Annotated in this window: 22 protein-coding genes; 16 read left to right on the top strand and 6 right to left on the bottom strand. The window is 74.5% G+C overall.

What is annotated here, in order from left to right:
• Positions 1–71 precede the first annotated feature (71 nt).
• Together RTG05_RS15425 and RTG05_RS15420 are read right to left on the bottom strand one after the other, a co-directional pair.
• On the bottom strand, positions 72–962 hold the full coding sequence (locus RTG05_RS15425; protein ID WP_166525847.1) for a glutamate ABC transporter substrate-binding protein: 891 nt from the start codon (positions 960–962) through the stop codon (positions 72–74).
• A gap of 21 nt (positions 963–983) precedes the next feature.
• A complete protein-coding gene (locus RTG05_RS15420; RefSeq protein WP_208104605.1) occupies positions 984–1739 on the bottom strand; it encodes an amino acid ABC transporter ATP-binding protein in 756 nt (251 codons plus the stop codon).
• 121 nt (positions 1740–1860) lie between these two features.
• On the opposite strand from RTG05_RS15420, the gene miaB reads away from it, so the two are divergent.
• Positions 1861–3351, top strand: coding sequence for a tRNA (N6-isopentenyl adenosine(37)-C2)-methylthiotransferase MiaB (gene miaB, locus RTG05_RS15415; RefSeq protein WP_166525846.1), 1491 nt, complete (start codon positions 1861–1863; stop codon positions 3349–3351).
• A 60-nt stretch (positions 3352–3411) separates the two neighbouring features.
• On the opposite strand, the gene RTG05_RS15410 is transcribed toward miaB, so the two are convergent.
• Positions 3412–5049: a DUF349 domain-containing protein gene (locus tag RTG05_RS15410; protein ID WP_166525845.1), complete on the bottom strand. Its 1638-nt coding sequence runs from the start codon at positions 5047–5049 to the stop codon at positions 3412–3414.
• 40 nt (positions 5050–5089) lie between these two features.
• Between RTG05_RS15410 and RTG05_RS15405 the strand changes: the two genes are divergently transcribed.
• Genes RTG05_RS15405 through dapF form a run of 3 tightly spaced genes read left to right on the top strand, consistent with a single transcriptional unit; the run spans position 5090 to position 7595 of the window.
• A complete protein-coding gene (locus RTG05_RS15405; protein WP_208104604.1) occupies positions 5090–5809 on the top strand; it encodes a class III extradiol ring-cleavage dioxygenase family protein in 720 nt (239 codons plus the stop codon).
• The gene (miaA, locus tag RTG05_RS15400; RefSeq protein ID WP_208104603.1) at positions 5806–6729 is read left to right on the top strand and encodes a tRNA (adenosine(37)-N6)-dimethylallyltransferase MiaA; all 924 of its coding nucleotides are present in this window, start codon (positions 5806–5808) and stop codon (positions 6727–6729) included. The genes RTG05_RS15405 and miaA overlap by 4 nt, the downstream gene beginning before the upstream one ends.
• Positions 6726–7595 carry a diaminopimelate epimerase gene (gene dapF / locus RTG05_RS15395; RefSeq protein ID WP_315911937.1) on the top strand — a complete coding sequence of 290 codons (870 nt, stop codon included), beginning with the start codon at positions 6726–6728 and terminating at the stop codon, positions 7593–7595. Before miaA ends, dapF begins: the two co-directional genes overlap by 4 nt.
• An 8-nt stretch (positions 7596–7603) precedes the next feature.
• On the opposite strand, the gene RTG05_RS15390 is transcribed toward dapF, so the two are convergent.
• The gene (locus tag RTG05_RS15390; RefSeq protein WP_166525843.1) at positions 7604–7852 is read right to left on the bottom strand and encodes a hypothetical protein; all 249 of its coding nucleotides are present in this window, start codon (positions 7850–7852) and stop codon (positions 7604–7606) included.
• 184 nt (positions 7853–8036) lie between these two features.
• On the opposite strand from RTG05_RS15390, the gene hflX reads away from it, so the two are divergent.
• The 3 genes from hflX (at position 8037) to RTG05_RS15375 (ending at position 11352) form a co-directional block, all read left to right on the top strand.
• Positions 8037–9506 carry a GTPase HflX gene (hflX, locus tag RTG05_RS15385; protein WP_315911936.1) on the top strand — a complete coding sequence of 490 codons (1470 nt, stop codon included), beginning with the start codon at positions 8037–8039 and terminating at the stop codon, positions 9504–9506.
• 93 nt (positions 9507–9599) lie between these two features.
• On the top strand, positions 9600–10334 hold the full coding sequence (locus RTG05_RS15380) for a phosphatase PAP2 family protein (protein ID WP_315911935.1): 735 nt from the start codon (positions 9600–9602) through the stop codon (positions 10332–10334).
• The gene (locus RTG05_RS15375; RefSeq protein WP_315911934.1) at positions 10306–11352 is read left to right on the top strand and encodes a hypothetical protein; all 1047 of its coding nucleotides are present in this window, start codon (positions 10306–10308) and stop codon (positions 11350–11352) included. Before RTG05_RS15380 ends, RTG05_RS15375 begins: the two co-directional genes overlap by 29 nt.
• Before the next feature lie 2 nt (positions 11353–11354).
• Here the strand turns inward: RTG05_RS15375 and RTG05_RS15370 are convergent, their stop codons facing one another.
• The gene (locus RTG05_RS15370) at positions 11355–12182 is read right to left on the bottom strand and encodes an IclR family transcriptional regulator (protein ID WP_166525841.1); all 828 of its coding nucleotides are present in this window, start codon (positions 12180–12182) and stop codon (positions 11355–11357) included.
• 33 nt (positions 12183–12215) lie between these two features.
• Between RTG05_RS15370 and RTG05_RS15365 the strand changes: the two genes are divergently transcribed.
• From RTG05_RS15365 to RTG05_RS15345, 5 genes are all read left to right on the top strand, one after another.
• Positions 12216–13496 carry a CaiB/BaiF CoA transferase family protein gene (locus RTG05_RS15365; RefSeq protein WP_315911933.1) on the top strand — a complete coding sequence of 427 codons (1281 nt, stop codon included), beginning with the start codon at positions 12216–12218 and terminating at the stop codon, positions 13494–13496.
• On the top strand, positions 13493–14638 hold the full coding sequence (locus RTG05_RS15360) for an ABC transporter ATP-binding protein (RefSeq protein ID WP_166525840.1): 1146 nt from the start codon (positions 13493–13495) through the stop codon (positions 14636–14638). Before RTG05_RS15365 ends, RTG05_RS15360 begins: the two co-directional genes overlap by 4 nt.
• A 68-nt stretch (positions 14639–14706) precedes the next feature.
• A complete protein-coding gene (locus tag RTG05_RS15355) occupies positions 14707–15786 on the top strand; it encodes an extracellular solute-binding protein (protein WP_315912581.1) in 1080 nt (359 codons plus the stop codon).
• Between the two features lie 106 nt (positions 15787–15892).
• Positions 15893–17725, top strand: coding sequence for an ABC transporter permease (locus RTG05_RS15350; RefSeq protein ID WP_396349611.1), 1833 nt, complete (start codon positions 15893–15895; stop codon positions 17723–17725).
• The gene (locus RTG05_RS15345) at positions 17722–18510 is read left to right on the top strand and encodes an enoyl-CoA hydratase/isomerase family protein (RefSeq protein WP_166525837.1); all 789 of its coding nucleotides are present in this window, start codon (positions 17722–17724) and stop codon (positions 18508–18510) included. Before RTG05_RS15350 ends, RTG05_RS15345 begins: the two co-directional genes overlap by 4 nt.
• Positions 18511–18600: 90 nt before the next feature.
• Here the strand turns inward: RTG05_RS15345 and lexA are convergent, their stop codons facing one another.
• On the bottom strand, positions 18601–19404 hold the full coding sequence (gene lexA, locus RTG05_RS15340; protein ID WP_396349610.1) for a transcriptional repressor LexA: 804 nt from the start codon (positions 19402–19404) through the stop codon (positions 18601–18603).
• 272 nt (positions 19405–19676) lie between these two features.
• On the opposite strand from lexA, the gene RTG05_RS15335 reads away from it, so the two are divergent.
• The 4 genes from RTG05_RS15335 (at position 19677) to RTG05_RS15320 (ending at position 25000) form a co-directional block, all read left to right on the top strand.
• The gene (locus tag RTG05_RS15335; RefSeq protein WP_166525836.1) at positions 19677–20345 is read left to right on the top strand and encodes a LysM peptidoglycan-binding domain-containing protein; all 669 of its coding nucleotides are present in this window, start codon (positions 19677–19679) and stop codon (positions 20343–20345) included.
• A 129-nt stretch (positions 20346–20474) separates the two neighbouring features.
• The gene (locus RTG05_RS15330) at positions 20475–21140 is read left to right on the top strand and encodes a hypothetical protein (RefSeq protein WP_166525835.1); all 666 of its coding nucleotides are present in this window, start codon (positions 20475–20477) and stop codon (positions 21138–21140) included.
• Positions 21141–21511: 371 nt separating this feature from the next.
• Positions 21512–22051 (top strand): transcriptional regulator NrdR, encoded by a 540-nt coding sequence (nrdR, locus tag RTG05_RS15325; RefSeq protein ID WP_166525834.1) that lies wholly within the window; start codon positions 21512–21514, stop codon positions 22049–22051.
• 87 nt (positions 22052–22138) lie between these two features.
• Positions 22139–25000: a vitamin B12-dependent ribonucleotide reductase gene (locus RTG05_RS15320; protein ID WP_166525833.1), complete on the top strand. Its 2862-nt coding sequence runs from the start codon at positions 22139–22141 to the stop codon at positions 24998–25000.
• The last annotated feature ends 119 nt before the right edge of the window (positions 25001–25119 follow it).

The following is a 25119-nucleotide window of genomic DNA, read 5'->3' as shown; positions in this document are numbered from 1 at the left end:
TCTCCGGGTCGGGACGGCGAGACGCCGCCGGGCGGGAGGCCCCGCCCGGCGGCGTCAGGAGATCCGGTCGGTCAGTAGCGGTCGACCATGGGCGGCTCGGGGGCCTCCGTGCCGGTGATGGCACCCGCGGTGCGGTCCCAGGCCTCGGCCCAGGTGCCGTCCTCGTAGGCCTGCTCGAGCGTGTCGTTGATGAACGCGCGGAACTCGTCGTCGCCCTTGGTGAGGCCGATGCCGTACGGCTCCTCGGTGAAGGGGTTGCCGACCAGCTCGAAGGCGCCCTGCCCGCCCTGGACCAGGCCGGTGAGGATGACGTTGTCGGTGGTGACCGCGTCGACCTGGCCGTTGCGCAGCGCGTCGGCGCACTTGGAGTACACGTCGAACAGCGTCAGCTGGGCCTCGGGGTAGTTGTCCCGGATGTTCTGCGCCGGGGTCGAGCCCTCCACCGAGCAGACCCGCTTGCCCGCGAGGTCGTCGGGGCCCTCGATGGCCAGCGGGTTGCCGGTGGCGACCATGATGTCCTGGCCGGCCTCGTAGTACGGCCCGGCGAAGTCGATGAGCTGCTTGCGGGCGTCGTTGATCGTGTAGGTGGCCACGACGATGTCGACGTCACCGTTCTGGATGAACGACTCCCGGTTGGCCGACACCGTCTCGGTCCACTCGATCTCCTCGGGGGCGATGCCCAGCTCCCCGGCGATGATCTTGGCCACCTCGACGTCGAAGCCCTCGGGCACGCCCTGCGGGTTGGCCAGGCCGAACCCCGGCTGGTCGAACTTGGTGCCGACGGTGATCGAGCCGGCCTCGGCGAGCTCGGCCATCGTCGTCCCGGCCGGGAACTCCGCGTCCTGGGCGACCTCGGGGGCCGCCGAGGCGGCCTGCTCGGCCTGCTGGCCGGCCTCGCTGGCACAGCCGGTGAGCACGAGACCGGCCGCCCCCAGGGTGGCGGCGTAGCGGGTGATGCGCATGTGCGTTCCTCTCTAGCGGGCTCAGTGGGTGAGGATCTTCGCGAGGAAGTCCTTGGCCCGGTCCGACTGCGGGTTCGTGAAGAAGGTCTCCGGGGCGGCGGACTCGACGACCCGGCCGCCGTCCATGAACACGACCCGGTTGGCCGCCCGGCGGGCGAAGCCCATCTCGTGGGTGACGACGACCATCGTCATGCCGTCGCGGGCCAGCGAGGTCATCACGTCCAGGACCTCGTTGATCATCTCCGGGTCCAGGGCGGAGGTCGGCTCGTCGAAGAGCATGACCTTGGGGTCCATGGCCAGCGCGCGGGCGATGGCCACCCGCTGCTGCTGGCCGCCGGACAGCTGCGCGGGGTACTTGTCGGCCTGGCTGCCGACGCCCACCCGGTCCAGCAGCTCGCGGGCGCGCCGCTCGGCGTCGGCCCTCGGCTGCTTGCGCACCTTGACCGGGCCCAGCGTGACGTTCTCCAGCACGGTCTTGTGCGCGAACAGGTTGAAGCTCTGGAAGACCATGCCGACGTCGGCGCGCAGCCGGGCGAGCTCGCGGCCCTCGTCGGGCAGCCGCTGGCCGTCGATGGTGATCTCGCCGGAGTCGATGGGCTCCAGCCGGTTGATCGTGCGGCACAGCGTCGACTTGCCCGAGCCGGACGGGCCGATGACGACGACCACCTCGCCGCGGTCGATGGACAGGTCGATGTCCTGCAGGACGTGCAGCTCACCGAACCACTTGTCGACCGCGGACAGGCGGACGAGAGGCTCTCCGGCGGTGCGGGTGGTCACCGGCAGACCATAGAGGCGGTCGGCAACGGTGTCGGCGCCCCGCGATCACGAAGGCGTAACGACTGCCCGGGTGCAGTGGACCGGGGGACACCCGTTCGGGTCGCCGTACCCTCGACCCGTCATGACGAGCGACCTCAGCGACGCCGACCGGACCGCACCCGCGCGCACCTACCGGGTGCGCACCTACGGCTGCCAGATGAACGTGCACGACTCCGAGCGGCTGTCCGGGCTGCTGGAGGCCGCCGGGTACACCGCCGCCCCCGAGGGTGCCGATGCCGACGTCGTCGTGCTGAACACCTGCGCGGTGCGGGAGAACGCCGACAACCGGCTGTACGGCAACCTCGGCCACCTGCGCCCGGTCAAGGACGCGCACCCCGGCATGCAGATCGCGGTCGGCGGGTGCCTGGCGCAGAAGGACCGCGGGGACATCGTGCGCCGCGCCCCGTGGGTGGACGTCGTCTTCGGCACGCACAACGTCGGGTCGCTGCCGGCCCTGCTCGCCCGCGCCCGGCACAACGCCGAGGCGCAGGTGGAGATCGCCGAGGCGCTGGAGGTCTTCCCCTCCACCCTGCCGGCCAGGCGGGACTCGGCCTCCTCCGGCTGGGTGTCGATCAGCGTCGGGTGCAACAACACGTGCACGTTCTGCATCGTCCCGGCGCTGCGCGGCAAGGAGCGGGACCGCCGGCCCGGCGAGGTCCTCGCCGAGGTGCAGGCGCTGGTGGACCAGGGCGTGCTGGAGGTGACCCTGCTCGGGCAGAACGTCAACGCCTACGGCGTGGAGTTCCGCGACCGGGGCGCCTTCGCCGGCCTGCTGCGCGCGACGGGTGCGATCGAGGGCCTGGAGCGGGTGCGTTTCACCAGCCCGCACCCGCGGGAGTTCACCGACGACGTCGTCACCGCGATGGCCGAGACGCCGGCGGTCTGCCCCCAGCTGCACATGCCGCTGCAGAGCGGGTCGGACGACGTGCTGCGCCGGATGCGCCGCGGCTACCGGCAGGACCGCTACCTCGGGATCATCGACCGGGTGCGGGCCGCCATGCCCGACGCGGCGATCACCACCGACGTCATCGTCGGGTTCCCCGGCGAGACCGAGGCCGACTTCGCCCAGACCCTCGAGGTGGTGCGCCAGGCGCGCTTCGCGAGCGCCTTCACCTTCCAGTACTCGAAGCGCCCCGGGACGCCGGCCGCCGAGATGGACGGCCAGCTGCCCAAGGAGGTCGTGCAGGAGCGCTACCTGCGACTGACCGCGCTGCAGGAGGAGGTCAGCTGGGCGGAGAACCGCGCCCAGGTCGGCCGCACCGTCGAGCTGCTGGTCGCCGCGGGGGAGGGCAGCAAGGACGCGCGGACGGGCCGGCTCTCCGGCCGCGCCCGTGACGGCCGGCTGGTGCACTTCACCGGGTCCGACGGCGTCCGCCCCGGCGACGTCGTCGAGACGGTCGTGACCGACGCCAAGCCGCACTTCCTCGTCGCCGACGGGCCGCTGCGCTCCCACCGGCGCACCCGTGCCGGGGACGCGCACGAGGCCGGCACCCGCCCGACGACGCCGGGCGTCTCCCTCGGGATGCCGCGGATCGGCGTCCCGCCGCCGCTCGTCCCCGTCGGCGGCTGCTGAGGGAGGACCCCCTCCTCCCCACCCCTCGCACGCCCCGGGGCGGTGCCCTGGAGGCCGCCGCTACCGGCGGGAGGACGACCGCTCGGCCTCGGCCAGCCACTCCCGGCGGGTGCTGAGGTCGGCCCGTGCCCGCTCGACCCGGCGGGCGTCGCCGGCGGCCTCGGCCTTGGCCAGCTGCTCCTCGGCCTTGGTCACCGCCTGGCGCATGGAGGTGACCATCGGGTTCTCCGGCGCCGTCCGCGGGCGGGAGGAGTCGACGGCGCCGCGGACGCGCTGCTCGACGGCCTGCATCCGGTCCTCCAGGGGGCGGATGGCGCCGCGCGGCACGTGGCCGATGGCGTCGTAGCGCTCCTGCAGCTTGCGCAGCGCGTTCTGCGCGCCCCGCAGGTCGGTGGCCGGGTCCAGCTTCTCGGCCTGGGCCAGGATCTCCTCCTTGGCCTGCTGGTTGGCCAGCTGCTCGGCGTTGCGGACCTTGTCGGACTCCGCGCGGGCGGCGAAGAAGACGTCCTGCGCGGCCCGGAACTGCTTCCACAGGTCGTCGTCGCCGTCGCGGCCGGTGCGCGGGACGGCCTTCCAGCGGTCCATCAGCGAGCGCATGGCCGCGCTCGTGGGGCCCCAGTCCGTCGAGGTGGCCAGCCGCTGGGCCTCGGCGATGAGCTCCTGCTTGGCCGCGCGGGCCTCCCCGCGCTGGGCATCGAGGGCGGCGAAGTGCGCGCCGCGGCGGCGCCCGAAGGCGTCCCGGGCCGCGGCGAACCGCGTCCACAGCGCCTCGTCGGTCTTGCGGTCGATGCCGCGGATGGTCTTCCACTCCTCGACGATGGCCTTGAGCCGGTCACCGGAGGCCTTCCACGCGGTGGACTCCGCGGCGATCTGCTCGGCCTCGGCGGCCAGCGCCTCCTTGCGGGCGACCTGGGCGGCTCGTGCGGCGGCCTTCTCCGCCCGCGACTCCGCGGCCGCGGAGTCCGCCGTCCCGACCATGGCGCGGGCGCGGGCGGCCAGCCCGTCCAGGTCGCCGACGGCCGCCGCGGCGGGGATGGACTCGGCAAGCGCCTGGGCCTTGGCCTTGATCTCGCTGGGGTTGCCGGTGTGCGCCCGCAGGCGCGCCTCGAGCAGGGTGACCTCGGTGGCCAGGTCGTCGTAGCGGCGGGCGTAGTGGGCCAGCCCCGCGGCCGGCTCGCCGGCCTGCCAGGAGCCCACCGTGCGCTCGCCCTCGGCGGTGCGGACGTAGACCGTGCCGTCCTCGTCGACCCGGCCCCACCGGGCGGGGTCGGACGGCACGGCCGCCTCGGCCGGCGGGTGCGGGACGGCGGCCGGGGCGGCGGCGGGCACCGGACCGGCGGACGTGCTCCCGTCCGTGGGGCCGTCTGCCGTGGGGCCGTCCGCCGCGGCGTCGCCTGCCGTGGGGCCGTCCGCCGCGGCGTCGCCTGCGGGGGTCTCCTCTGCGGCGGCGTCCCGTGTGGGGGCGTCCCCGGCGGGCGGAGCCGACAGCCCGGCGTCCCCCGTCGGTGCACCGTCGGCCGGCTGCTCGGGGGCAGCGGCCCCGTCGGAGGCGGCGGCGCCCGCGGTCGCGTCGGCCAGGGCGGCGTCGCCCGGGGTCGGTGCCGCGGCCGTCCCGCCCTCGGGGGCGACCGCCTCGGACCCGGTCGGCTCCTGCTCGGACAGCGGGGCAGGGCTGGCGGCGTTCTCCGTGCTCGACACGTCCCGGAGTCTCCCACGACGCATCCGGGAGACTGCTGCGGTGAGCCCGGCCCCCGCCCGCCCCGGCGCCTCCGGCGTCCGCCGCCCGGTGCCGTCCGCGGTCGCCTTCTGCCCGTGTCCGCCGCTGCTGGTGCCGGCCGTGGCCGGGCGGGCCGCGGAGGACACCGCCGGGCTCCGGGCGGCCTGCTCGACCGCGCTCGACGCCCTGCTGGCGGCCCGCCCGGAGGTGGTCGTGGTCGTCGGCGCGGGCGGGCGGTACGGGCCGGGCGACGGCGGGGACCTGCGCGGCTTCGGCGTCGACCTGGCCGTCCCGTTCGCCGGCCCGGTCCGCGCCGACGGGCGGCGGACGCCGCTGGCCCACACGGTCGGCGCCTGGCTGCTGGAGCAGGCCGGGTACGCCGGCCCGCGTCTCGGCGTCGGGCCGGACGACCTGGGCGACGCCCTGGCCGACCTGCCCGGGCCGGTCGGCGTCCTCGCGGTGGGCGACGGCTCGGCGCGGCGGTCGCTCAAGGCCCCCGGGCACCTGGACGACGCCGCGGCGCCCTTCGACGACGCGGTCGCCGCCGCGCTGGCCGCCGGGGACGCGGCCGCCCTCGCCGCGCTGGACGCCGCAGAGGGCGCCCGGCTGCTGGCCGCCGGGGTGCCCACGTGGCGGGCGGTGGGCGCCCTGCTGGCCGGGCGGGCGGTCACCGGGCGGCTGCACGCGCACGAGGCGCCCTTCGGCGTCGGCTACCTGGTGGCCGACTGGGTCGTGCGGTGAGCGGCCCACCGCCGGTGGTCGCACTGGTGGGCCCGACCGCCACCGGCAAGACCGCGCTGGCGGTGGCGCTGGCCCACCGGCTGGGCGGTGAGGTGGTCAACGCCGACTCGATGCAGCTCTACCGGGGCATGGACGTCGGCACCGCCAAGCCCGACGCCGGCGAGCGGGACGGCGTCCCGCACCACCTGCTCGACCTCTGGCACGTGCGCCAGGCCGCGTCGGTGGCCGAGTACCGGCGGCTCGCCCGCGCCGAGGTCGACCGGCTGCGGTCGGCCGGGGTGCTCCCGCTGCTGGTCGGTGGGTCGGGGCTCTACGTGCGCGCCGTCCTCGACGAGCTGGACTTCCCCGGCACCGACCCGGTGGTGCGCGCCCGGCTGGAGGCCGAGCTCGCCGAGACCGGCCCCGCCGCCCTGCATGCCCGGCTGGCCCGGGTCGACCCGGCCGCCGCGGCCGCCGTCCTGCCCTCGAACGGACGGCGGGTGGTGCGCGCGCTGGAGGTCGTCGAGCTCACCGGCGGCCCGTTCCGGGCGACCCTGCCCGAGCCGCGGCCGCACTACCCGGCGGTCGTCGTCGGCCTGGACCGCGACCCGGCCGAGCTCGACCAGCGGGTCGCCGCCCGGGTCGACCGGATGTGGGCCGCCAGCCTGGTGGCCGAGGTCGAGGCCCTGGCCGCCGACGGGCTGCGCGAGGGCCCGACCGCCTCGCGTGCCCTGGGTTACGCGCAGGTGCTCGCCCAGCTCGGCGGGCAGCTCACCCCGGACCAGGCGCGGGAGCGCACGGTGGCCGCCACCCGGCGGTTCGTGCGCCGGCAGCGCTCGTGGTTCCGCCGCGACGCGGGCACCACGTGGCTCGACGCCGCCCGGCCCGACCTGCTCGACGCGGCCGTGCAGGTGATCACCACCCGTACGCTGGACCGGTGAGCGCACGGCGGGTGCTGGTCGGGCACGGCACCGAGAACGACTTCGTCGTCCTGCCCGACCCCGACGGCACCGCCTGGCCGGAGGACCGGCTGGACGCCGTGACGGTGCAGCGGCTGTGCGAGCGGCGCGCGGGCCTGGGCGGGGACGGCGTGCTGCGCGTCGTCCGCTCCGCGCACGTGCCCGACGCCCCGGCCGTGCTGGGCGAGGCGCTGGGCCGGTGCGAGTGGTTCATGGACCACCGCAACGCCGACGGGTCCACCGCCGAGATGTGCGGCAACGGCATCCGGCTGTTCCTGCACGTGCTCGTCGGCGAGGGCCTGGTCGAGCGGTCCGCGTGCGCCGACGGCGTGTGGGTGGGCACCCGCGGCGGCCCGCGACGGGTCGGTGCCGCGCCCGACGGCGGCTACTGGGTGGACATGGGCCCGGCCCGCCCGTTCGGCGCCGGCACGGCGCAGCTCCCCGGCGCGGTGTTCCTGGGCCGCGCGGTGTCGATGGGCAACCCGCACTTGGTCTGCCTCACCGACGTCGACCTGGACACCCTGGACCTGACCTCCGCGCCGGCGGTCGACGCCGGGCTGTTCCCCGACGGGGTCAACGTGGAGTTCGTCGAGGTCCTCGAGCCCGGGGCGCACGTGCGGCTGCGGGTGTCCGAGCGCGGCGTCGGGGAGACCCGCTCCTGCGGCACCGGCGCCTGCGCCGCCGCCTGGACCGCGCTGGAGGCGGCCGGCGCGGAGACCGGCACGGTGACCGTCGACGTCCCCGGCGGGCGGTTGCAGGTCACCGTCGACCGGCGGACGACGGTGCTGTCCGGCCCGGCCGTCGTGGTCGCCGCCGGCGAGCTCACCGAGGAGTGGCTGGCCGGCTGAGCCCGCCGCTACCCGGGGCCGGGGCTGCCGTCCCCGCCGTCGCGGGTGTTGCCGCTCTCCTCCGGGGAGTCGGGCATCAGCGACTGCCCGGCGATGCCGGGGCTGCCCTCCGGCTCGCCCTGCCCGGTGTCCTGGTCGGTGCCGCCGGTGGCGTTGCCGAAGCCGCCGGACATCGGGTTGCGCGGCACGTCCAAGCCCACCGGGTCGCGGCCCGGGTCGTCGAGCTCCTCGTCGGGGGTGCTGCCGGTCTCGGTCACCTGGGGCCTCCTGGTCGTCGTGGGTCCGGTGTCGTGGGTCCTGGCCGTCGTGGGTCCTCGGCTGCGGCCCTACCCGGCGCGCACCCGGCCACGCCTGCCGGGATGGTCCGCGGCCCGCCCGGCGTTACCCCAGGTGATGACAACTCAGGTGCCCCAGGTGCTGGGGTCTGCCACGCTGGAGACGATGACGACCGCACAGAACCGCGCCGTGCTCGCCGACGCCGAGGAGCGCGCCCTGCGTGCCGCGCCCGCACCGGCTGCGGAGCCCGACGACGCCGACGACACGACCGGCTCCTACGCCCTGGAGGCCCGCGGCGCGCTGCGCCGCGTCGCCGGCCTGTCCACCGAGCTCGCCGACGTCACCGAGGTCGAGTACCGCCAGCTGCGCCTGGAGCGGGTGGTGCTGGTCGGCGTGTGGGCCGAGGGCACGCAGGCCGACGCCGACCGCTCGCTGGCCGAGCTGGCCGCGCTGGCCGAGACCGCGGGCTCGCAGGTGCTGGAGGCGGTGAGCCAGCGGCGGGACAAGCCGGACGCCGGCACCTACGTCGGGTCGGGCAAGGCAGCCGAGATCCGCGACCTCGTCGCGGCCGCCGGCGCCGACACGGTGATCTGCGACGGCGAGCTGACCCCCGGCCAGCTGAACGCCCTGGAGAAGATCCTCAAGGTGAAGGTGGTCGACCGGACCGCGCTGATCCTCGACATCTTCGCCCAGCACGCCTCCAGCCGGGAGGGCAAGGCGCAGGTCGAGCTGGCGCAGATGCAGTACATGCTGCCGCGGCTGCGCGGCTGGGGTGAGTCGCTGTCCCGGCAGGCCGGTGGCCGGGTCGCCGGCGGTGGCGGCATCGGCACCCGCGGCCCAGGTGAGACCAAGATCGAGACCGACCGGCGGCGGATCCGCGCGCGGGTGAGCAAGCTGCGCCGGGAGATCGCCGGCATGGCCACCGCCCGGGCCACCCAGCGCTCGGCCCGCGGGCGCAACGCCGTCCCCAGCGTGGCGATCGCCGGGTACACCAACGCCGGCAAGTCCAGCCTGCTCAACCGGCTGACCGGGGCCGGCGTGCTGGTGGAGGACGCGCTGTTCGCCACCCTGGACCCGACGGTGCGCCGGGCGCAGTCGCCGGACGGCCGCGAGTACACCCTCACCGACACCGTCGGCTTCGTGCGGCACCTGCCGCACCAGCTGGTGGACGCCTTCCGCTCCACGCTGGAGGAGGTGGCCGCCGCCGACCTGCTGGTGCACGTCGTCGACGGCTCCGACCCCGACCCGCTGGGGCAGATCGACGCGGTGCACGTGGTGCTGTCCGACATCGACGCGTCCTCGGTGCCGGAGCTCGTCGTGGTCAACAAGGTCGACGCGATGAGCGAGGAGGCCATCCTCACGCTGCGCCGGGCGCTGCCCGGGGCGCTGTGGGTGTCGGCCCGCACCGGCCAGGGGATCGAGCAGCTGCGCGAGGTCCTCGCGGCCCGGCTGCCGCACCCCGACGTCGAGGTGGACGTGCTGGTGCCCTACGACCGCGGCGACCTGGTCGCCCGGGTGCACCGGGACGGCGAGGTGCTCAGCGAGACCCACGAGGCCGGGGGCACCCGCCTGGCCGCCCGCGTCGACGGCGCCCTCGCCGCGGCACTCGAGGGGTTCGCCGCACCGGTCGGCTGAGCCGCCTCCGCTGATCGGGCCGGCTCCCCCGATCGGGCCGGCTGCCCGGTCGACGACGTCACGGTCAGGTCACGGCCCGGTACCGTGGCCGGCGTGACCCGGGGCGCGGTGCGGCGGCGCCCAGGTGCCACCCCGCCGGGCTCCACGGCCGGCCCGGTCGTGTCCGTCGGCCGCCCGCCGGGGTGGCTGCTGGCCGTGTCCGCGCTGGTCACCGTCGCGGTGACGGCCGACCTGCTCGGCGGCGGGGTGCTGGAACGGGTGGACCTGCGGGTCTCCGAGGTCGTCAGCGCCTGGGCGCTGGCGGACTCCGGCGCCTACCGGCCGGTGTGGGTGGTCACCCAGCTCGGCGGCCGCGGGTCCATCCTCGTCGTCCTCGCCGGGCTGGTCGGCTACCTCGGCTGGCGGTTCCGCACCGCAGTCCCACTGGTGCGGGTGCTGTTCGCCCTGCTGCTGCTCACCGTCGTCGTCTACTCGCTCAAGTACGGCACCGGCCGCACCGCGCCGGCCTACCCCGGGTCCTTCTTCCACCGGGACGGCGCCTCCTACCCCTCCGGGCACGTGGCCAACGCCGTGCTCATGTGGGGGGTCGCCCGCTGGCAGGTCGTGGAGCACCGGCTGGCCCCGTGGGTGCAGCGCACCGCGCTCGTGTTCAGCGTCGCCGGCCCGGTGGCCACCGGCGTCGCGATGGTCTGCCTGGACTTCCACTGGGTCACCGACGCGGTCGTCGGCGCAGCGGTCGGCGTCCTGCTGCTGGGCGTGGTCCACGCGCTGGACGACGTGGTGCTGCCACGCTGGGCGGGTGCGCGCACCGCCCGGTCCTCCGGCTGACCGCGCCCGGGCCCGGCACCGGGTGGCGGTGACCGGCCCGGCGCTGACCCTGCTGCTCACCGTGGCCCTCCCCGGCGCGGCGGCCGCCGCGCCGGCGCCGCCGGCCACCCGCTGCCAGATCACCGACCCGCGGCTGCCGGAGGTGTCCGGCCTGGCCGAGGTGGGGGACCGGCTGCTGGTGCACAACGACGGCGGGGACGGCCTGCAGGTCTTCGAGCTCGACGGGACGTGCGCGGTCGTCGCCGTCCGGTCCGCGCCGGTGGACCCCTACGACCCCGAGGACCTCGCGGTGGGCGCCGACGGCACGGTCTGGCTGGCCGACACCGGAGACAACACCGGTGTGCGGACGACGGTCGCCCTGCTGGCCCTGCGCCCCGACGGGAGCACCTCGGTGTACCGGCTGGCCCACCCCGACCGGCCCCGGGACGTCGAGGCGCTGCTGCTGGCCCCGGACGGCACGCCCCACCTGGTGACCAAGGAGGTCCTGGGCGCGAGCGCGGTGCTGCGGCCGGTGTCGGCGCTGGTCGAGGACGCCACGGTGGGCCTGACCGAGGTCGCCGGCGTGGACCTCCTCCTCACCGGCACGCCGGGCGGCCCGGTCGGGCGGGCCGGGCAGCTCATGGTCACCGGTGGCGCGGTCTCCCCCGACGGGCGCTCGGTGGCGCTGCGCACCTACACCGACGCCTACGTGTGGCCGCTGACCGGCTCCGACGTCGCCGGGGCGCTGGCGGGGGAGCCCCTCCGGGTCGCCCTGCCCGCCACTCCGCAGGGCGAGGCGGTGGCCTTCACCGCGGACTCCTCGGCGCTCCTGGTCGCGGGGGAGGGTCTGCCCGGCGACGTCACCGTGGTCCCGCTGCCGGCCGCGGCACCGCCGGCGGGCGCGCCGCCGGCCGACGGTGCCCCCGCGGGCGCCGACGCCGACGGGGGGATCCCGCCGGTCGCCACCGCGCTGGTCGCGGCCGCGGTCGCCGGTGTGCTCGTCTGGCTGGCCGGCAGGCTGTCCCGCCGGCGGGCCTGAGGTCAGGCCGGGCGCCAGCCGAGCTCGCGACTGCACTCCGCGGCGGCCCGGGCGACCTGTTCGCCGAGGTCGGGCCACGACTGTTCCGGGAACCGGTGCACGGGGAGCGAGAGGCTCAGTGACGCCACCGGGAGCCCCGAGGCCCCCAGGACCGCCGCGCCCACCGCAGCGATCTCGGGGTGCCGCGTGCCCACGGTGACCGCGTAGCCGTCCTCCCGCGCCCGCCCCAGTTCCTCCAAGAGCGTGGGGACGTCGGTCTGGGTGCGCTCGGTGAGGGCCTCGAGCGGTGCCCTGAGCAGTGCGCGAGCCTGCGCCTGCGGCATCGCCGCCAGGATCGCCTTGCCCGAGGCGGTGGTGTGCAGCGGTGCGCTGTTGCCGATCGTCGTGTGCGTCCGCACCGGGTGGATGCTCTCGATCTTCTCGATCAGGACGACGCGTCGTTCTTCGAGCACCGACAGGTGGACCGTCTCCCCAGTCGCCGCGGACAGCGCGTGCATTGCCGGCAGGGCGACCCGGCGGATCTCGTCGTCGCCGCGGTGCCGTGAGCCGATGGACATCGCCTTGGAGGTCAACGACCAACGCGTCGGCTCCTCGGCCCCGGCCCGGATCCAACCGAGTTCGCCGAGGGTGAGCAGCATGCGCTGCATCGTCGACTTGGGCAGCTCCATGGCGCGGGCCAGCTCGCTCACGCCGACCGGCTGACGCTCGGCGACCGCCTCCAGGACCGCAAGGGCGACGGAGACGCTTCTCATGTGGTTGACGTCACTCTTCGTGCTCCCTACTGTGGCCGACGCCACAGTCGTGCCACTGTGCGGCAAATCGTTCCACACGGTGGCACAGGGGACAACAGTCTGGAGACCCAGGTGCTCATCCCAGGTTCCCCGCGGGCCCTCGAGGGCGTGCGGGTCGTCGACGTGACCCAGGTCATGGCCGGGGCCTACTGCTCGATGCTGCTGGCCGACATGGGCGCTGACGTCATCAAGGTCGAGCGCCCGGACGGCGGGGACGACACCCGCGGCATGTCACGGGGGTCGGACGTGGAAGTCTCGCCCGCGTTCAACGCCATGAACCGCAACAAGCGCGGCATCGCGGTCGACCTCAAGGACCCGCGCGGCGTCGACGTCGTCCGGCAGCTGGTCCGGGGCGCCGACGTCCTGGTGGAGAACTTCCGACCAGGGATGCTCGAACGCATCGGGCTGGGCCAGCAGGCCCTGCGCGAGCTCAACGCCGGCCTCGTCTACTGCTCGATCTCCGGGTTCGGGGCCACCGGTCCCTACGCCGGGCGAGGTGGCTATGACCTGGTCGCCCAGGCGATGAGCGGCCTCATGAGCATGACCGGCGAGCCGGGACGGCCGCCGGCCAAGGTGGGCGTCCCCATCTGTGACCTCAACGCCGGCCTCTTCGCGGCCTACGGGGTCCTGTCCGCGTACGTGCACCGGCTGCGCACCGGCGAGGGGCAGTTCGTCGACACCTCGCTGCTGGAGGCCGGCGTCGCCTACACCGTCTGGGAGACGGCGATGTTCTTCGCCACCGGTGACGTTGCCCGGCCCATGGGGTCGGCTCACCGGCTGTCGGCGCCGTACGAGGCTCTCCCGACGGCCGACGGGTGGATTGCGATCGGAGCGGCCAACCAGCGCAACTGGGAGCGTCTGTGCTCCGTGCTCGGGGACGGCGGTCTGACGGCCGACCCGCGCTTCGCCGACAACGCCGCCCGGATGACTCACCGGATCGAGCTCTCCGGAGAGCTGGCGACCCGGCTGCGCCGGCGCCCCACCGCCGAGTGGCTGGACCTGCTGCACGCGGCCGGCGTCCCCACCGGGCCGCTCTACGACATCGAGCAGGTGTACGCCGATCCGCAGGTCCAGGCCCGGGAGATGCTCGTGGAGACCGTCCACCCCCGCATGGGCCGCGTCCGCCACATCGGCGCGCCCGTGAAGCTGTCGGCAACGCCGTCCACCGTCCGCCGTCCGGCCCCCCTCCTCGGCCAGCACAGCCGGGAGGTGCTCGCCGAGGCCGGCGTACCCGATGCGGAGATCGACGAGCTGCTGGCGGCCGGGGTGCTGTTCAGCACCCCGGCCGACGACCGCACCGGCCGGCCCGGGGCCGACCGCACCCCACTCGAGCCGACGGAGGTCTCGGCGTGACTCACCTCGTGCTGTCCGGACTGACCAAGAGCTTCGGCGCTGCGCCGGTCGTGGACGACGTCGACCTCAGCATCGAGGAGGGGGAGGCCGTGGTCCTGCTCGGGCCCAGCGGCTGCGGCAAGACCACGTGCCTGCGGATGATCGCCGGCTTCGAGAGGCCCGACAGTGGGGAGATCCGGCTGCGCGACCGGGTCCTCGTCGGCGCCCGCGTCTTCGTGCCGCCGGAGCGCCGGCGGATGTCGGTGGTCTTCCAGAGCTACGCCCTGTGGCCGCACTTGAGCGTCCGGGAGAACGTCGGGTACGGCCCGACGACGGCCGGGGCCGGGCGTGCGGAGGTCCGGCGCCGCGTGGACGAGGCCCTGAGCATGGTCCAGCTCGACGGCATGGCCGAGCGCTACGCCCACCAGTTGTCCGGTGGACAGCAGCAGCGGGTGGCGCTGGCCCGCGCGCTGGTCAACGACCCGGCCCTGCTCCTGCTGGACGAGCCGCTGTCGAACCTCGACACCCGGCTCCGCGAGGAGATGCGGTCGGAGATCAAGCGGATCCACCGCTCCCTGGGCGTGACGATGGTCTACGTCACCCACGACCAGGCTGAAGCGCTGTCGCTGGCCGACCGGCTGGTGGTCATGCACGCCGGCCGCATCGTGCAGGTGGGCAGCCCCGAGGAGGTCTACCGGCGGCCACGGACCAGCTTCGTCGCGCGGGCGCTCGGGGCCACCAACCTGCTGCCCGCGACGGTGAGCGGGAGCCCGACCGGGGACGTCGTGCCGCTGCTGCTGCCGGCGGGGATCTCCGCGACCGCCCCACTCCCGGCCGGCTTGCCGGTGCAGCCGGGAGTGGAGGTGGCGGTGTCCGTCCGCCCGGGGGACCTGCGACTACGCCCCACCGCGCCGGGTGCGACCGACGGCGGGTGCGTCCTCGAGGCGCTCTTCTTCGGGGACCACGTGCAGTACTCCATCGCCCTGCCTGGGGTGGCCGCGCCGGTCAAGGCGACCGGACCGAGCGCCGGCCGGTTCGGCATCGGGGACGCCGTCCACCTCGACGTAGCCGACGACGCGGCGGCGATTGTCGCTGAGCCCCCGGTCACGGTCCCCGACGCCTCCCGGTCCGCACCACCGCCCGCAGGCCGGTGCGCTGCATGACCGGCGTGCACCGTTCGACCTCCCCCGGCCCGCCCGCCCACCACCCGAGAAGAGGCCCTGTGTCCGCGATGCCCCTGTCCCGTCGCCTGTTCACCTGTCTCGCCGTCCCGACCGCCGCCGTCCTCGTCAGCGCCTGTGGCAACGGTTCCACCGGCGCCGCGGCCACCGCCGGCGACGGGGGCGCGACCACGTGCGAGGGCATCAGCGAGGAACTCGTCGCCGCCGCGCAGGAGGAGGGGGGCGCCGTCGTCTACGGCGGCGGCCACACGCGGCCGGGGCTGGAACTGCTGCAGCAGAAGGTGCAGGAGGAGTTCGGCCTGGACATCACCTTCACCCGCGAGGACTCGGGCGCGATCGCCAACTCGATCTCCGCGGAGCTGGCCAGCGGTTCCCTGAACGCCGACGTGGTCAGCCTCACGGACCCGGCAACCATGCAGCAGTGGGCGGACGAGGGCGTCATCGCCGATGCCGAGGTGCCCAACGCCGACGACATCATCGAGGGGTTGGACGACCCGGCGACCCCGCAGGTGCCGTACAGCCTGGTGCCGCTGGGCATCATGTACAACTCCGCGACCACCGACGCTGCCGACCTGCCGACCACGTGGACGGAGCTGGCCGCCGAGTACCCGGGCGCGATCGTCACGTCCGACCCCGGCGCATCAGGAACCGCCCTCGCCCACTACACCATGCTCACCGAACTCCACGGCGAGGAGTGGCTCCAGCAGCTGTCCGAACGCCAGGTCGCCGTGACCGAGAGCAGCCTGGCCCTGGCGCAGCTCGTCCTCACCGGTGAGGCCGACCTCGGCATCCCGGCGATCGAGTCGGCCGTGATCGGCGCCGCCCAGGAGGGAGAGCCGCTGGCGATCGCCTACATGGAGGACGGCGTGCCGACGTTCACCTCCGAGCTCGCGATGCTCGCCGACGCCCCGCACCCCAATGCGGCCCAGCTGGTGGTCCAGTACCACCTCTGCGAGGACTTCCAGGCCGCGCTGGCCGAGCAGGGCGGGCGCAGTGTCCTCGTCGACGGCCCGCAGCCCCCGGAGGCCGCCGACCTCTCCGACGCCACCCTGCTGACCACCAACCTCGAGGAGATCTCGACCCGCGGGGAGGACGTCACCGCCCGGTTCGCGGAGCTCTTCAACCGATGAGGCGTCCCGCACCGGCGTACCCGGACCCCCGGCCGGGATCCGCGCCGCGGACGGTCGCCGCGTACTCGGCCGGCGCAGCCGTGCTCGCCGCACCGCGGGGTCGGCCATGGCGGTGAGCACCCCTGCCGTCCCCGCCGCGTCCGGCACGGACGCGGCGGGGACGGCTCCCTCGCACCGGCGGGGCGGGCCCCCCGCCGGCGGCCGCCGCGGCACGGCGTGGTTCGACCGCGGCATGCGACTGGTCTGGGCGGTGGCTGTCCTGGCGTTGATCGGTTACCCGATCGCCCAGGTCTTCGGCCAGAGCTTCGTCGCCGATGACGGCGGGTTCACGTTCGGGAACTACGCGCTGCTCGGTCAGGAACCCGACCTGGTGCGGGCCATCCTGAACTCGCTGTGGATCGCCGCCGGCACGGTGGTGGGCAGCCTCCTGCTGGGCCTGCCCGTGGCATGGCTGGCCGTGCGCACGGACATGCCGCTGCGGCGCTTCTTCCGCGGCAGCGCCGTCCTCACGTTCGCCGCGCCGAGCTTCATCGCCGCGCTCGGGTGGATCCTGCTGCTGGGGCCCCGCAACGGCTTGCTCAACACGGCGCTGATGGGTCTGTTCGGCCTGGAGGAGGCCCCGTTCGACATCTTCACGCCGTGGGGGATCGTCTTCGTCCTCTCGCTCTTCCTGTACCCGCTGGTGTTCCTGCCGGTGTCGGCGGCGCTGGAGGGCATCGATCCGGCCCTGGAGCAGGCGGCTGCCAGCCTGGGCGCGTCGCGCTGGCGGGTGCTGCGCACGGTCACGTTCCCGGTGATCGCGCCGGCGCTCATCGCCGGCTCCATCCTGGTGTTCGTCAGCGCGGCGGTCATCTTCGGTCCGGTGGCCATCCTGGGTGCGCCCGTGGGGTTCCAGACGATCCCCACGGTGCTGTTGAGCCTGATGCAGTTCCCGCCCCGCATCGAGGCGGCCGCGGTCATCTCCGTGCCGATCTTGGTGATCATCGCGGGCCTGCTCGTGCTGCAGCGCTGGCTGACCGGCGGCAAGCGGTTCACCGTCATCGGCGGCAAGCCCGGCCAGCAGGACGTCACCCGTCTCGGTGCTGGCGGTCGGGCGCTCGGGCTGACCTTCTGCTCGGCCGTCGTGCTGCTGAGCATCGTCCTGCCGTTCGGCGTGCTCCTGGTGACGTCCTTCCGCGAGGCCCTCGGGCGGCCGCTCGGCTGGGACAACTTCACCCTCACCGGGAACTACGAGCAAGTGTTCGGCCGCCCCCTGATCACGGCTGCCATGGGGAACAGCTTCGTGCTCGCGGTGGGCGGGACCGTGCTGGCGCTCGCCGTGGCGCTCCTGGCCGCATGGCTGGCGCACCGGACGCGGGCGCACAGCAACGCCCTGATCGCCCCGGTGATGGCGGCACCGCTGGCCTTCCCCGGTGCCGTGCTCGGAATCGGCTTGATCATCGCCTACGCCGGCACGCCGTTCGGGCTCGGCGGCACGCTCACCATCCTGCTCATCGCCTACGCCGGCAGCGCCCTGCCCTTGTCCTACGCCTACGTGCACGCCGGCATGGGCCAGATCGGCGCAGAGGTCGAGGAGGCGTCGCGGAGCCTCGGTGCGTCGTGGGTGCGCACCTGGCGCCGGATCACGGTGCCCCTGCTCCGACCGTCCCTGCTGGCGGCGGGGCTGCTCAACTTCGTCCTGCTGTTCCGCGAGCTGGAGATGTCGGTGTTCCTCTACACCGGTGCCAACCCGACGGTCGCGACCGTCCTCTACAACCTCGCCAGCGAGTCGCTCTACCAGCGCGTCGGTGCGCTCTCGGTTGTGATCCTGCTGATCAACATCGTGGTCACCGTGATCGCGATGCGGCTGCTGGACAGCAGACCCGGCGAGTCGCCGTCCCGGCGTCGCCGCCGTTCCCCGTCCGTCGCCCTCAACACACCCCCGGAGGAAGCCGCATGACCGCCACCGTCCCGGATCTCGGCAGTGGAGTGCACCTGCGGTACGAGACCCCGCACATCGCCGTACTGACGCTCGACAGCGAGCCGGCCAACACCTTCAGCTGGGAGAGCCGGCGGTCGTTCATGCGGGCGCTGGACATCCTGGACGCCGACGAGGACGTCCGCTGCCTGGTCATCACCGGGAAGGGCCGGGCGTTCACGGCCGGTGCTCAGCTGCGCGAGGACCAGTCGATGACCGACGAGCAGCTCACCGACTACCTGGCCGAGTTCGGCAGGGTGCTCAACGGCGTCCAGGACTTCCGTGCGCCGGTCATCGCAGCGATCAACGGCGCCACGGTGGGTGGAGGCCTGGAGTTCGCTCTCTGCAGTGACATCCGGATCGCCTCGACCGAGGCCTTCTTCGTCGCCGCCGGGGTCAACGTCGGGCTCATCGTGAGCTTCTGGCGGCTGCCACGAGTGGTGGGCCTCGGCGCGGCCAAGGAGATCCTGCTGACCGGGGCGCGCTACACCGCAGAGCAGGCACTCAACTGGGGACTGGTCACCGAAGTGCACGAACCGGCGGACCTGATGCCGGCCGCGCTGGCCAAGGCCCAGCGGATCGCGACGCGGGCCCCGTTGTCGGTCGAGGTGACGAAATCCGCGGTGACGCAGGCCATCGAGATGGACTTCGCGGAGGGGCAGGCGCTGCAGACCCAACGCTTCCTGGAGATGTTCCGCACCGACGACCACCAGGAGGCGCTACGGGCCTTCTTCGAGAAGCGGGACGGCGACTATAGGCGCCGATGACCCGGCCGCCACACGAGGCGGCCGCCGACCCTCCGGGCTTCGGTGGCCGCCTCGTGCCGGTCCCGCGACACGTCGGCAGACCGGCACGGGTCAGACCCGGCGCAGCACCGTGACCACGCGGCCCAGGACGGTGGCGTCGTCGCCGGGGATGGGCTCGTACGCCGGGTTGTGCGGCAGCAGCCACACGTGCCCGTCGCGCCGCTTGTACGTCTTCACCGTCGCCTCGCCGTCGATCATGGCGGCGACGATCTCGCCGTTCTCCGCCGTCGGCTGCTGGCGCACGACCACCCAGTCGCCGTCGCAGATGGCCGCCTCGACCATCGAGTCACCGCTGACCCGGAGCATGAACAGGGTGCCCTCGCCGACCAGCTCGCGGGGCAGCGGGAAGACGTCCTCGACGGCCTGCTCCGCGAGCACCGGGCCACCGGCGGCGATCCGGCCGACCAGCGGGACGTAGGTCGGGGTGGGGGCCTCGTCGGCGCCGCCGGCCGTCGCGGCGGTCGGTGCCGGCGCGCCGGGGACCTCGCCGGGCAGCCGGACGTCCAGCGCCCGCGGCCGGTTGGGGTCGCGGCGCAGCCAGCCCTTCTTCTGCAGCACGCTCAGCTGGTGGGCCACCGAGGAGGCCGACGAGAGCCCGACGGCCTCGCCGATCTCGCGCACCGACGGCGGGTAGCCGCGTCGCTCGATCGAGTCGCGGATCACCTCGAGGACGCGCCGCTGCCGCTGGGTGAGCCCGTCGCCGGCCTCGCCGCGGTCGGGGAAGGTGCGCACCGACGCGGTCCCGGCCGTCCCGGGCGCACCGGCGGCCGCGCCGGTCCGGCTCTCCGACGCCCGCCGCGGCGGGCCGTCGCCTCCCCGGGCCCCACTGCCCGACGTCCCCCTGCTGCCCGCCACGTCTCCTCCTCGCCGGCCGTGCCGCCACGGCCCGTGTCCTGCGCCCGGTGTCCCGCGCCCGGTCGCCCTGCGCCCGCCCGGACCGGTGACCCGGGGGCCGGGGCGGACGGGTGTCGGACGGAACGGTAGCGCCTCGGGACCGGTACTCCCAAACACCTGTTCGAAGTGTGCGCGGCGTCGGGTCGACCCCGTCGGCGGGATGCGGTAGACATCGCACAGACGTTCGATCGAACACGCGTTCGACGCGCTGGGGTGTGAGGAGGAGGCTCGTGGTGGACGTGCGTCAGGCCGTGCTGGAGTTCGACGCGGCGGTGCAGGTGCCGTGGCGGCCGCTGCTGGGGTCGGGGGACGCGCGGTGCGCACCCGCCCGGGCGGTCGGGGCACCCGGACCGGCGCGGTCGCCGGCCGGGTCGGTCCTCCCGGGCAGCGGCCCGCGGGTCGCCGGGCACCTGCGGCCGGTCCCCGACCGGCCGGGTGTCCCGGGGCCCCGCGCCGCGGTCACGGCTCCCGCCCGCGGGGCCGGCCGGTCACCGGCCGTCGGCAGCGTCCCGCCGGGTCCGCACCGGGTCCGGCCGGGGGGACGGGCCGTGACGTCGGGGGTGGGGTCCGCGGGCGCCGTCCGCGGCGGGTGCGTCCCCTCCGGCGGGGCACGTCTGCGGCTGACCGGGCGCGGGCGGGCGCTGGTGCGCGCCCTGGTCCTGTCCGGCGCGGTCGCGTTCGGCGCCTGGGTCGCGCCGGTCGTCGGGGGTCACCCCGGTGGGGAGCTGCGGCTGGCCGGTGGGGACAGCGTCGTGGTGGGGGAGGGGGACACCGTGTGGTCGATCGCCGGGGAGCTCGCCGGCGGGACCGGGGACGTGCGTGCCGTGGTCGACGCGATCGAGGAGCTCAACGACCTCGAGGGCTCGGTCGTCGTCCCCGGCCAGGTCCTCGCGGTGCCCTGACCAGGGGCCGGAGGTGGTCGGGAGGGGCGGCTCGGTCGAGGAGCGACAAGACCGCCCGGCCAGGTTCGTCAACCCGTCGTGCCGAGTCGCTCACCCGCCGTCGCAGGTCGCGGACCTACCGTCGGGTCCGTGTCAGCCACCCCCGGGCGCCGGGCCGCCGTCTTCAGCTCCCCGTCGCAGAACGTCGAGGTCCTCGTCGAGGGCACCTGGTGGCCGGGGTCGCTGCTGGGCTGGCGGCACGACGGCAGCGGCGCGTGCGAGGTGTGGGTGCGGGTGGCCGTGGCCGGTGCCGACCGCGAGGTCTGGACCGACCTCGGCGAGGTCCGGCTGCCCGAGGCCGACCCCGCGCCGGTGCTCGTGCCCGACGCGCCGGCGGCGCTGTCCCTGGGGCTGGCCGAGGAGCTGCTGCCGGGCGCTTCGACCGCCCCGCGGGTGTCCCTGAGCGAGGCCGCCGCCCGGGAGCAGCGGGCGGCCGGCGTCCTCCCCGGGTCGGGTGCCACGGACCGGCGCCGCCACGGCGGCCAGGTGACCGCCCAGCTGCCCGCCGTGCACGACGCGGCGGCCGCGGCCGGCCGGCACCGGGCCGGGGCGGCGGCCGGCCGGCACCGGGCGGTCGACACCCGCCCGCAGCCGGAGGCGTCCCCCGCGGGGGAGGCCGCCGGGTCCGACCCCGGCGACGCGACGGTGCTCATGCCGCGCGCCACCGGTCCGGACTGCCTGACCCGTCCGCTGCGGCTCGGGGACCGGGCGTCCCGTCCCCGCCCGGTCCGCCCCGACGGGGTGCTCCGGGCCTGAGCCCGGAGCGGCACCCGTCCGCTGCTGCACCCCACCCGCGTCGCCCGTGCGCCGGCGCGGGAGGAGGCGTGCCGTGGGGCCGGTGGGACAGCTGTGCCGGGACGGTGCGGACGTCGTCCCGCCGGGCGACGCGCGTGATGTCGGCTTGCAGATCTAGTGGGGACCGGCCTAGGCTTCCCCTACATCTAGTAGTCGTACCGCTGTGAGTCGTCCACAGGCCGGTCCTCAGGTCCTCCCCACGACGTCCACCGGATGTCCCCAGGGGGGTCCACAGCCGGCCGTCCCGATCCGTCGCCCGACCGCTCCCGGCGGTCGCGGCGGCAGCCGGGGCGGGACCCCGTGGCGGGGCCCGTCGGGAGGGGAGGGACCGCGTGCGCTGCCCCTTCTGCCACAACCCCGACAGCCGGGTCATCGACTCGCGCGAGGCCGACGAGGGGGCGACCACCCGTCGCCGCCGCTCGTGCCCCGCGTGCGGCCGCCGGTTCACCACGGTGGAGGAGGCCGTCCTCGCCGTCGTCAAGCGCAGCGGGGTCAGCGAGCCGTTCGCCCGCGGCAAGGTGGTGGCCGGCGTCCGCCGTGCCTGCCAGGGCCGGCCGGTCGACGAGGACCAGCTGCAGCAGCTGGCCCAGCAGGTGGAGGACGCCATCCGGGCCTCCGGCGCCGCGGAGGTGCCCAGCCACGAGGTGGGGCTGGCCATCCTGCGGCCGCTGCGCGAGCTGGACGAGGTGGCCTACCTGCGCTTCGCCAGCGTGTACCGGGCCTTCACCTCGCTTGAGGACTTCGAGAAGGCGATCACCGAGCTGCGGGCCCGGCACGTCGCCGCCGGCACGCCCCCGCTGCCCGGCATGCAGGACCCACCACCCCGCCGGCGGGGCGGGGGGCGCAGCAGCGCCTCCTCCGCCGGCGGCTGAGAAACGTCAGCAGCACCGGCTAAGAAGGGTGCGGCTCTTCCCCAGCCGCCTCTCCGACCAGCACCGCACACAACCCAGGGAGAGCTCGTGACCGAGACCGAAGACCGCCTGTCGGGCCGTACGCGTCGTACCGCCAAGGCGCCGACCAGGGGGAGGGGCCTGAAGGTCAAGCGGGTCTTCACCACCGCCGGGGTGCACCCCTACGACGAGGTGACCTGGGAGCGCCGGGACGTCGTCATGACCAACTGGCGGGACGGCTCGGTCAACTTCGAGCAGCGCGGCGTGGAGTTCCCCGCCGAGTGGAGCATCAACGCCACCAACATCGTCACCACGAAGTACTTCCGCGGCGCCGTCGGCACCCCCCAGCGCGAGACCAGCCTGCGCCAGCTCATCGACCGGGTGGTGCTCACCTACGGCGCCGCGGGCCGCGAGCACGGCTACTTCGCCAGCGAGGGCGACGCCGAGGTCTTCGAGCACGAGCTGGCCTGGATGCTGCTGCACCAGTACTTCAGCTTCAACTCACCGGTCTGGTTCAACGTCGGCACCGCCGCGCCGCAGCAGGTCAGCGCCTGCTTCATCCTCGCCGTCGACGACACGATGGACTCGATCCTCAACTGGTACCGCGAGGAGGGGCTGATCTTCAAGGGCGGCTCCGGCGCCGGCCTGAACCTCTCCCGCATCCGCTCCTCCAAGGAGCTGCTGTCCTCCGGCGGCACCGCGTCGGGCCCGGTCAGCTTCATGCGCGGCGCCGACGCCTCCGCCGGCACCATCAAGTCCGGTGGGGCCACCCGCCGCGCGGCCAAGATGGTCGTCCTCGACATCGACCACCCCGACATCGAGGAGTTCATCGAGACCAAGGCGCGCGAGGAGGACAAGATCCGCGCACTGCGCGACGCCGGGTACGACATGGACCTCGGCGGCCGGGACATCACCAGCGTCCAGTACCAGAACGCCAACAACTCCGTCCGGGTCTCCGACGAGTTCATGCGCGCCGTCGAGGACGGCACGCCCTTCGGCCTGCGCGCCCGCATGGACGGCTCGGTGATCGAGACCGTCGACGCCAAGGCGCTGTTCCGCAAGGTCACCCAGGCCGCCTGGGAGTGCGCCGACCCGGGCATCCAGTACGACGACACGATCAACGACTGGCACACCAACCCCGAGACCGGCCGGATCAACGCGTCCAACCCGTGCTCGGAGTACATGAGCCTGGACAACAGCTCGTGCAACCTGGCGTCGCTGAACCTCATGAAGTTCCTGCGCGACGACGGCACCTTCGACAGCCGGAACTTCGTCAAGGCCGTCGAGCTGGTCATCACCGCGATGGACATCTCGATCTGCTTCGCCGACTTCCCGACCGACCCGATCGGGGACACCACGCGGGCCTACCGGCAGCTGGGCATCGGCTACGCCAACCTCGGCGCGCTGCTCATGGCCACCGGTCACGCCTACGACTCCCGCGGCGGGCAGACCCTCGCCGCGGCGATCACCTCGCTGATGACCGGCACCGCCTACCGCCGCTCGGCGGAGCTGGCCGGCATCGTGGGCGCCTACGACGGCTACGCCCGCAACGCCGACGCCCACGCCCGGGTGATGCGCAAGCACTGCGCGGCCAACGACGCGATCCGCCCGGTCGGCGCCGACGACGCCGACGTGCTCAAGGCCGCCACCGCCGAGTGGCAGGCCTGCCTGGAGATCGGCGGGGAGGTCGGCTGGCGCAACGCGCAGGCCTCCGTGCTGGCCCCCACCGGGACCATCGGCTTCATGATGGACTGCGACACGACCGGCATCGAGCCGGACTTCTCACTGGTCAAGTACAAGAAGCTGGTCGGCGGCGGGTCGATGCAGATCGTCAACCAGACGGTCCCGCGGGCGCTGCGCAGCCTGGGCTACCAGGACGAGCAGATCGAGGCGATCGTCGAGTACATCGCCGAGCACGGCCACGTCGTCGACGCCCCCAGCCTGCGTCCGGAGCACTACGAGGTCTTCGACTGCGCGATGGGCGAGCGGGCCATCTCCCCGCTGGGCCACGTGCGGATGATGGCCGCGGTGCAGCCGTTCATCTCCGGCGCGATCAGCAAGACGGTCAACATGCCGGAGACGGCGACCGTCGAGGACGTCGAGGGCATCTACTTCCAGGGCTGGAAGCTGGGCCTCAAGGCGCTGGCCATCTACCGCGACAACTGCAAGGTCGGCCAGCCGCTGTCCGACGCCAAGGCGAAGAAGGCCGAGACCAGGGTCGAGACCGCCGCCCCGGTGGCCACGGCCTCGCAGCCGGTGCGCCGCCGGCTGCCGAAGAAGCGGCAGAGCATGACGACGTCGTTCAGCGTCGCCGGCGCCGAGGGCTACATGACCGCCGGGCTGTACGACGACGGAAGCCTGGGCGAGGTCTTCCTCAAGCTCGGCAAGCAGGGCTCGACCCTGGCCGGGGTCATGGACGCCTTCTCCATCTCGCTGTCGATCGCGCTGCAGCACGGGGTGCCGCTGGAGACCTACATCCAGAAGTTCACCAACATGCGCTTCGAGCCGGCCGGCATGACCGACGACCCGGACATCCGGATCGCCCAGTCGGTGATGGACTACATCTTCCGCCGGCTGGCGCTGGACCACCTGCCGCTGGAGAAGCGGGCCGACCTCGGCATCTTCACCGCCGAGGAGCGGGCCGCCCAGGTGTCCGGCTACGGCACCTCGGCCTCGACCGCGGCGGTCGAGGAGGAGGTCGACGTCGAGGCGCTGCGCGGGTCGGTGCCGACCGAGGCGCCGGTCAGGCCGGCGCCGGCCGCCCGGGCCGACAAGCCGGTCACCGAGGTGCACTCCTCGGCCGAGCTGTTCGAGCTGGTCACCGGCACCGCGACCGACGCGCCGCTGTGCATGACCTGCGGCACGAAGATGCGCCCGGCCGGCAGCTGCTACGTCTGCGAGGGCTGCGGCTCCACCAGCGGCTGCAGCTGATGTAGTCGGCCAGGAAACGTCCGCGCATACCGGGACAGCAATGTCCTGAGTCCGGACCGCAATGTCCCCGACTCGGCCAACCGGGACATTGAAGAACTGATCTGGGGGCGGCACTCGGC

Origin of the sequence: Geodermatophilus sp. DSM 44513, assembly GCF_032460525.1 — a bacterium.
Taxonomy (GTDB): domain Bacteria; phylum Actinomycetota; class Actinomycetes; order Mycobacteriales; family Geodermatophilaceae; genus Geodermatophilus.
The sequence above is the reverse complement of the archived record's forward strand: the minus strand, read 5'-3'. Positions and strand labels throughout refer to the sequence as shown.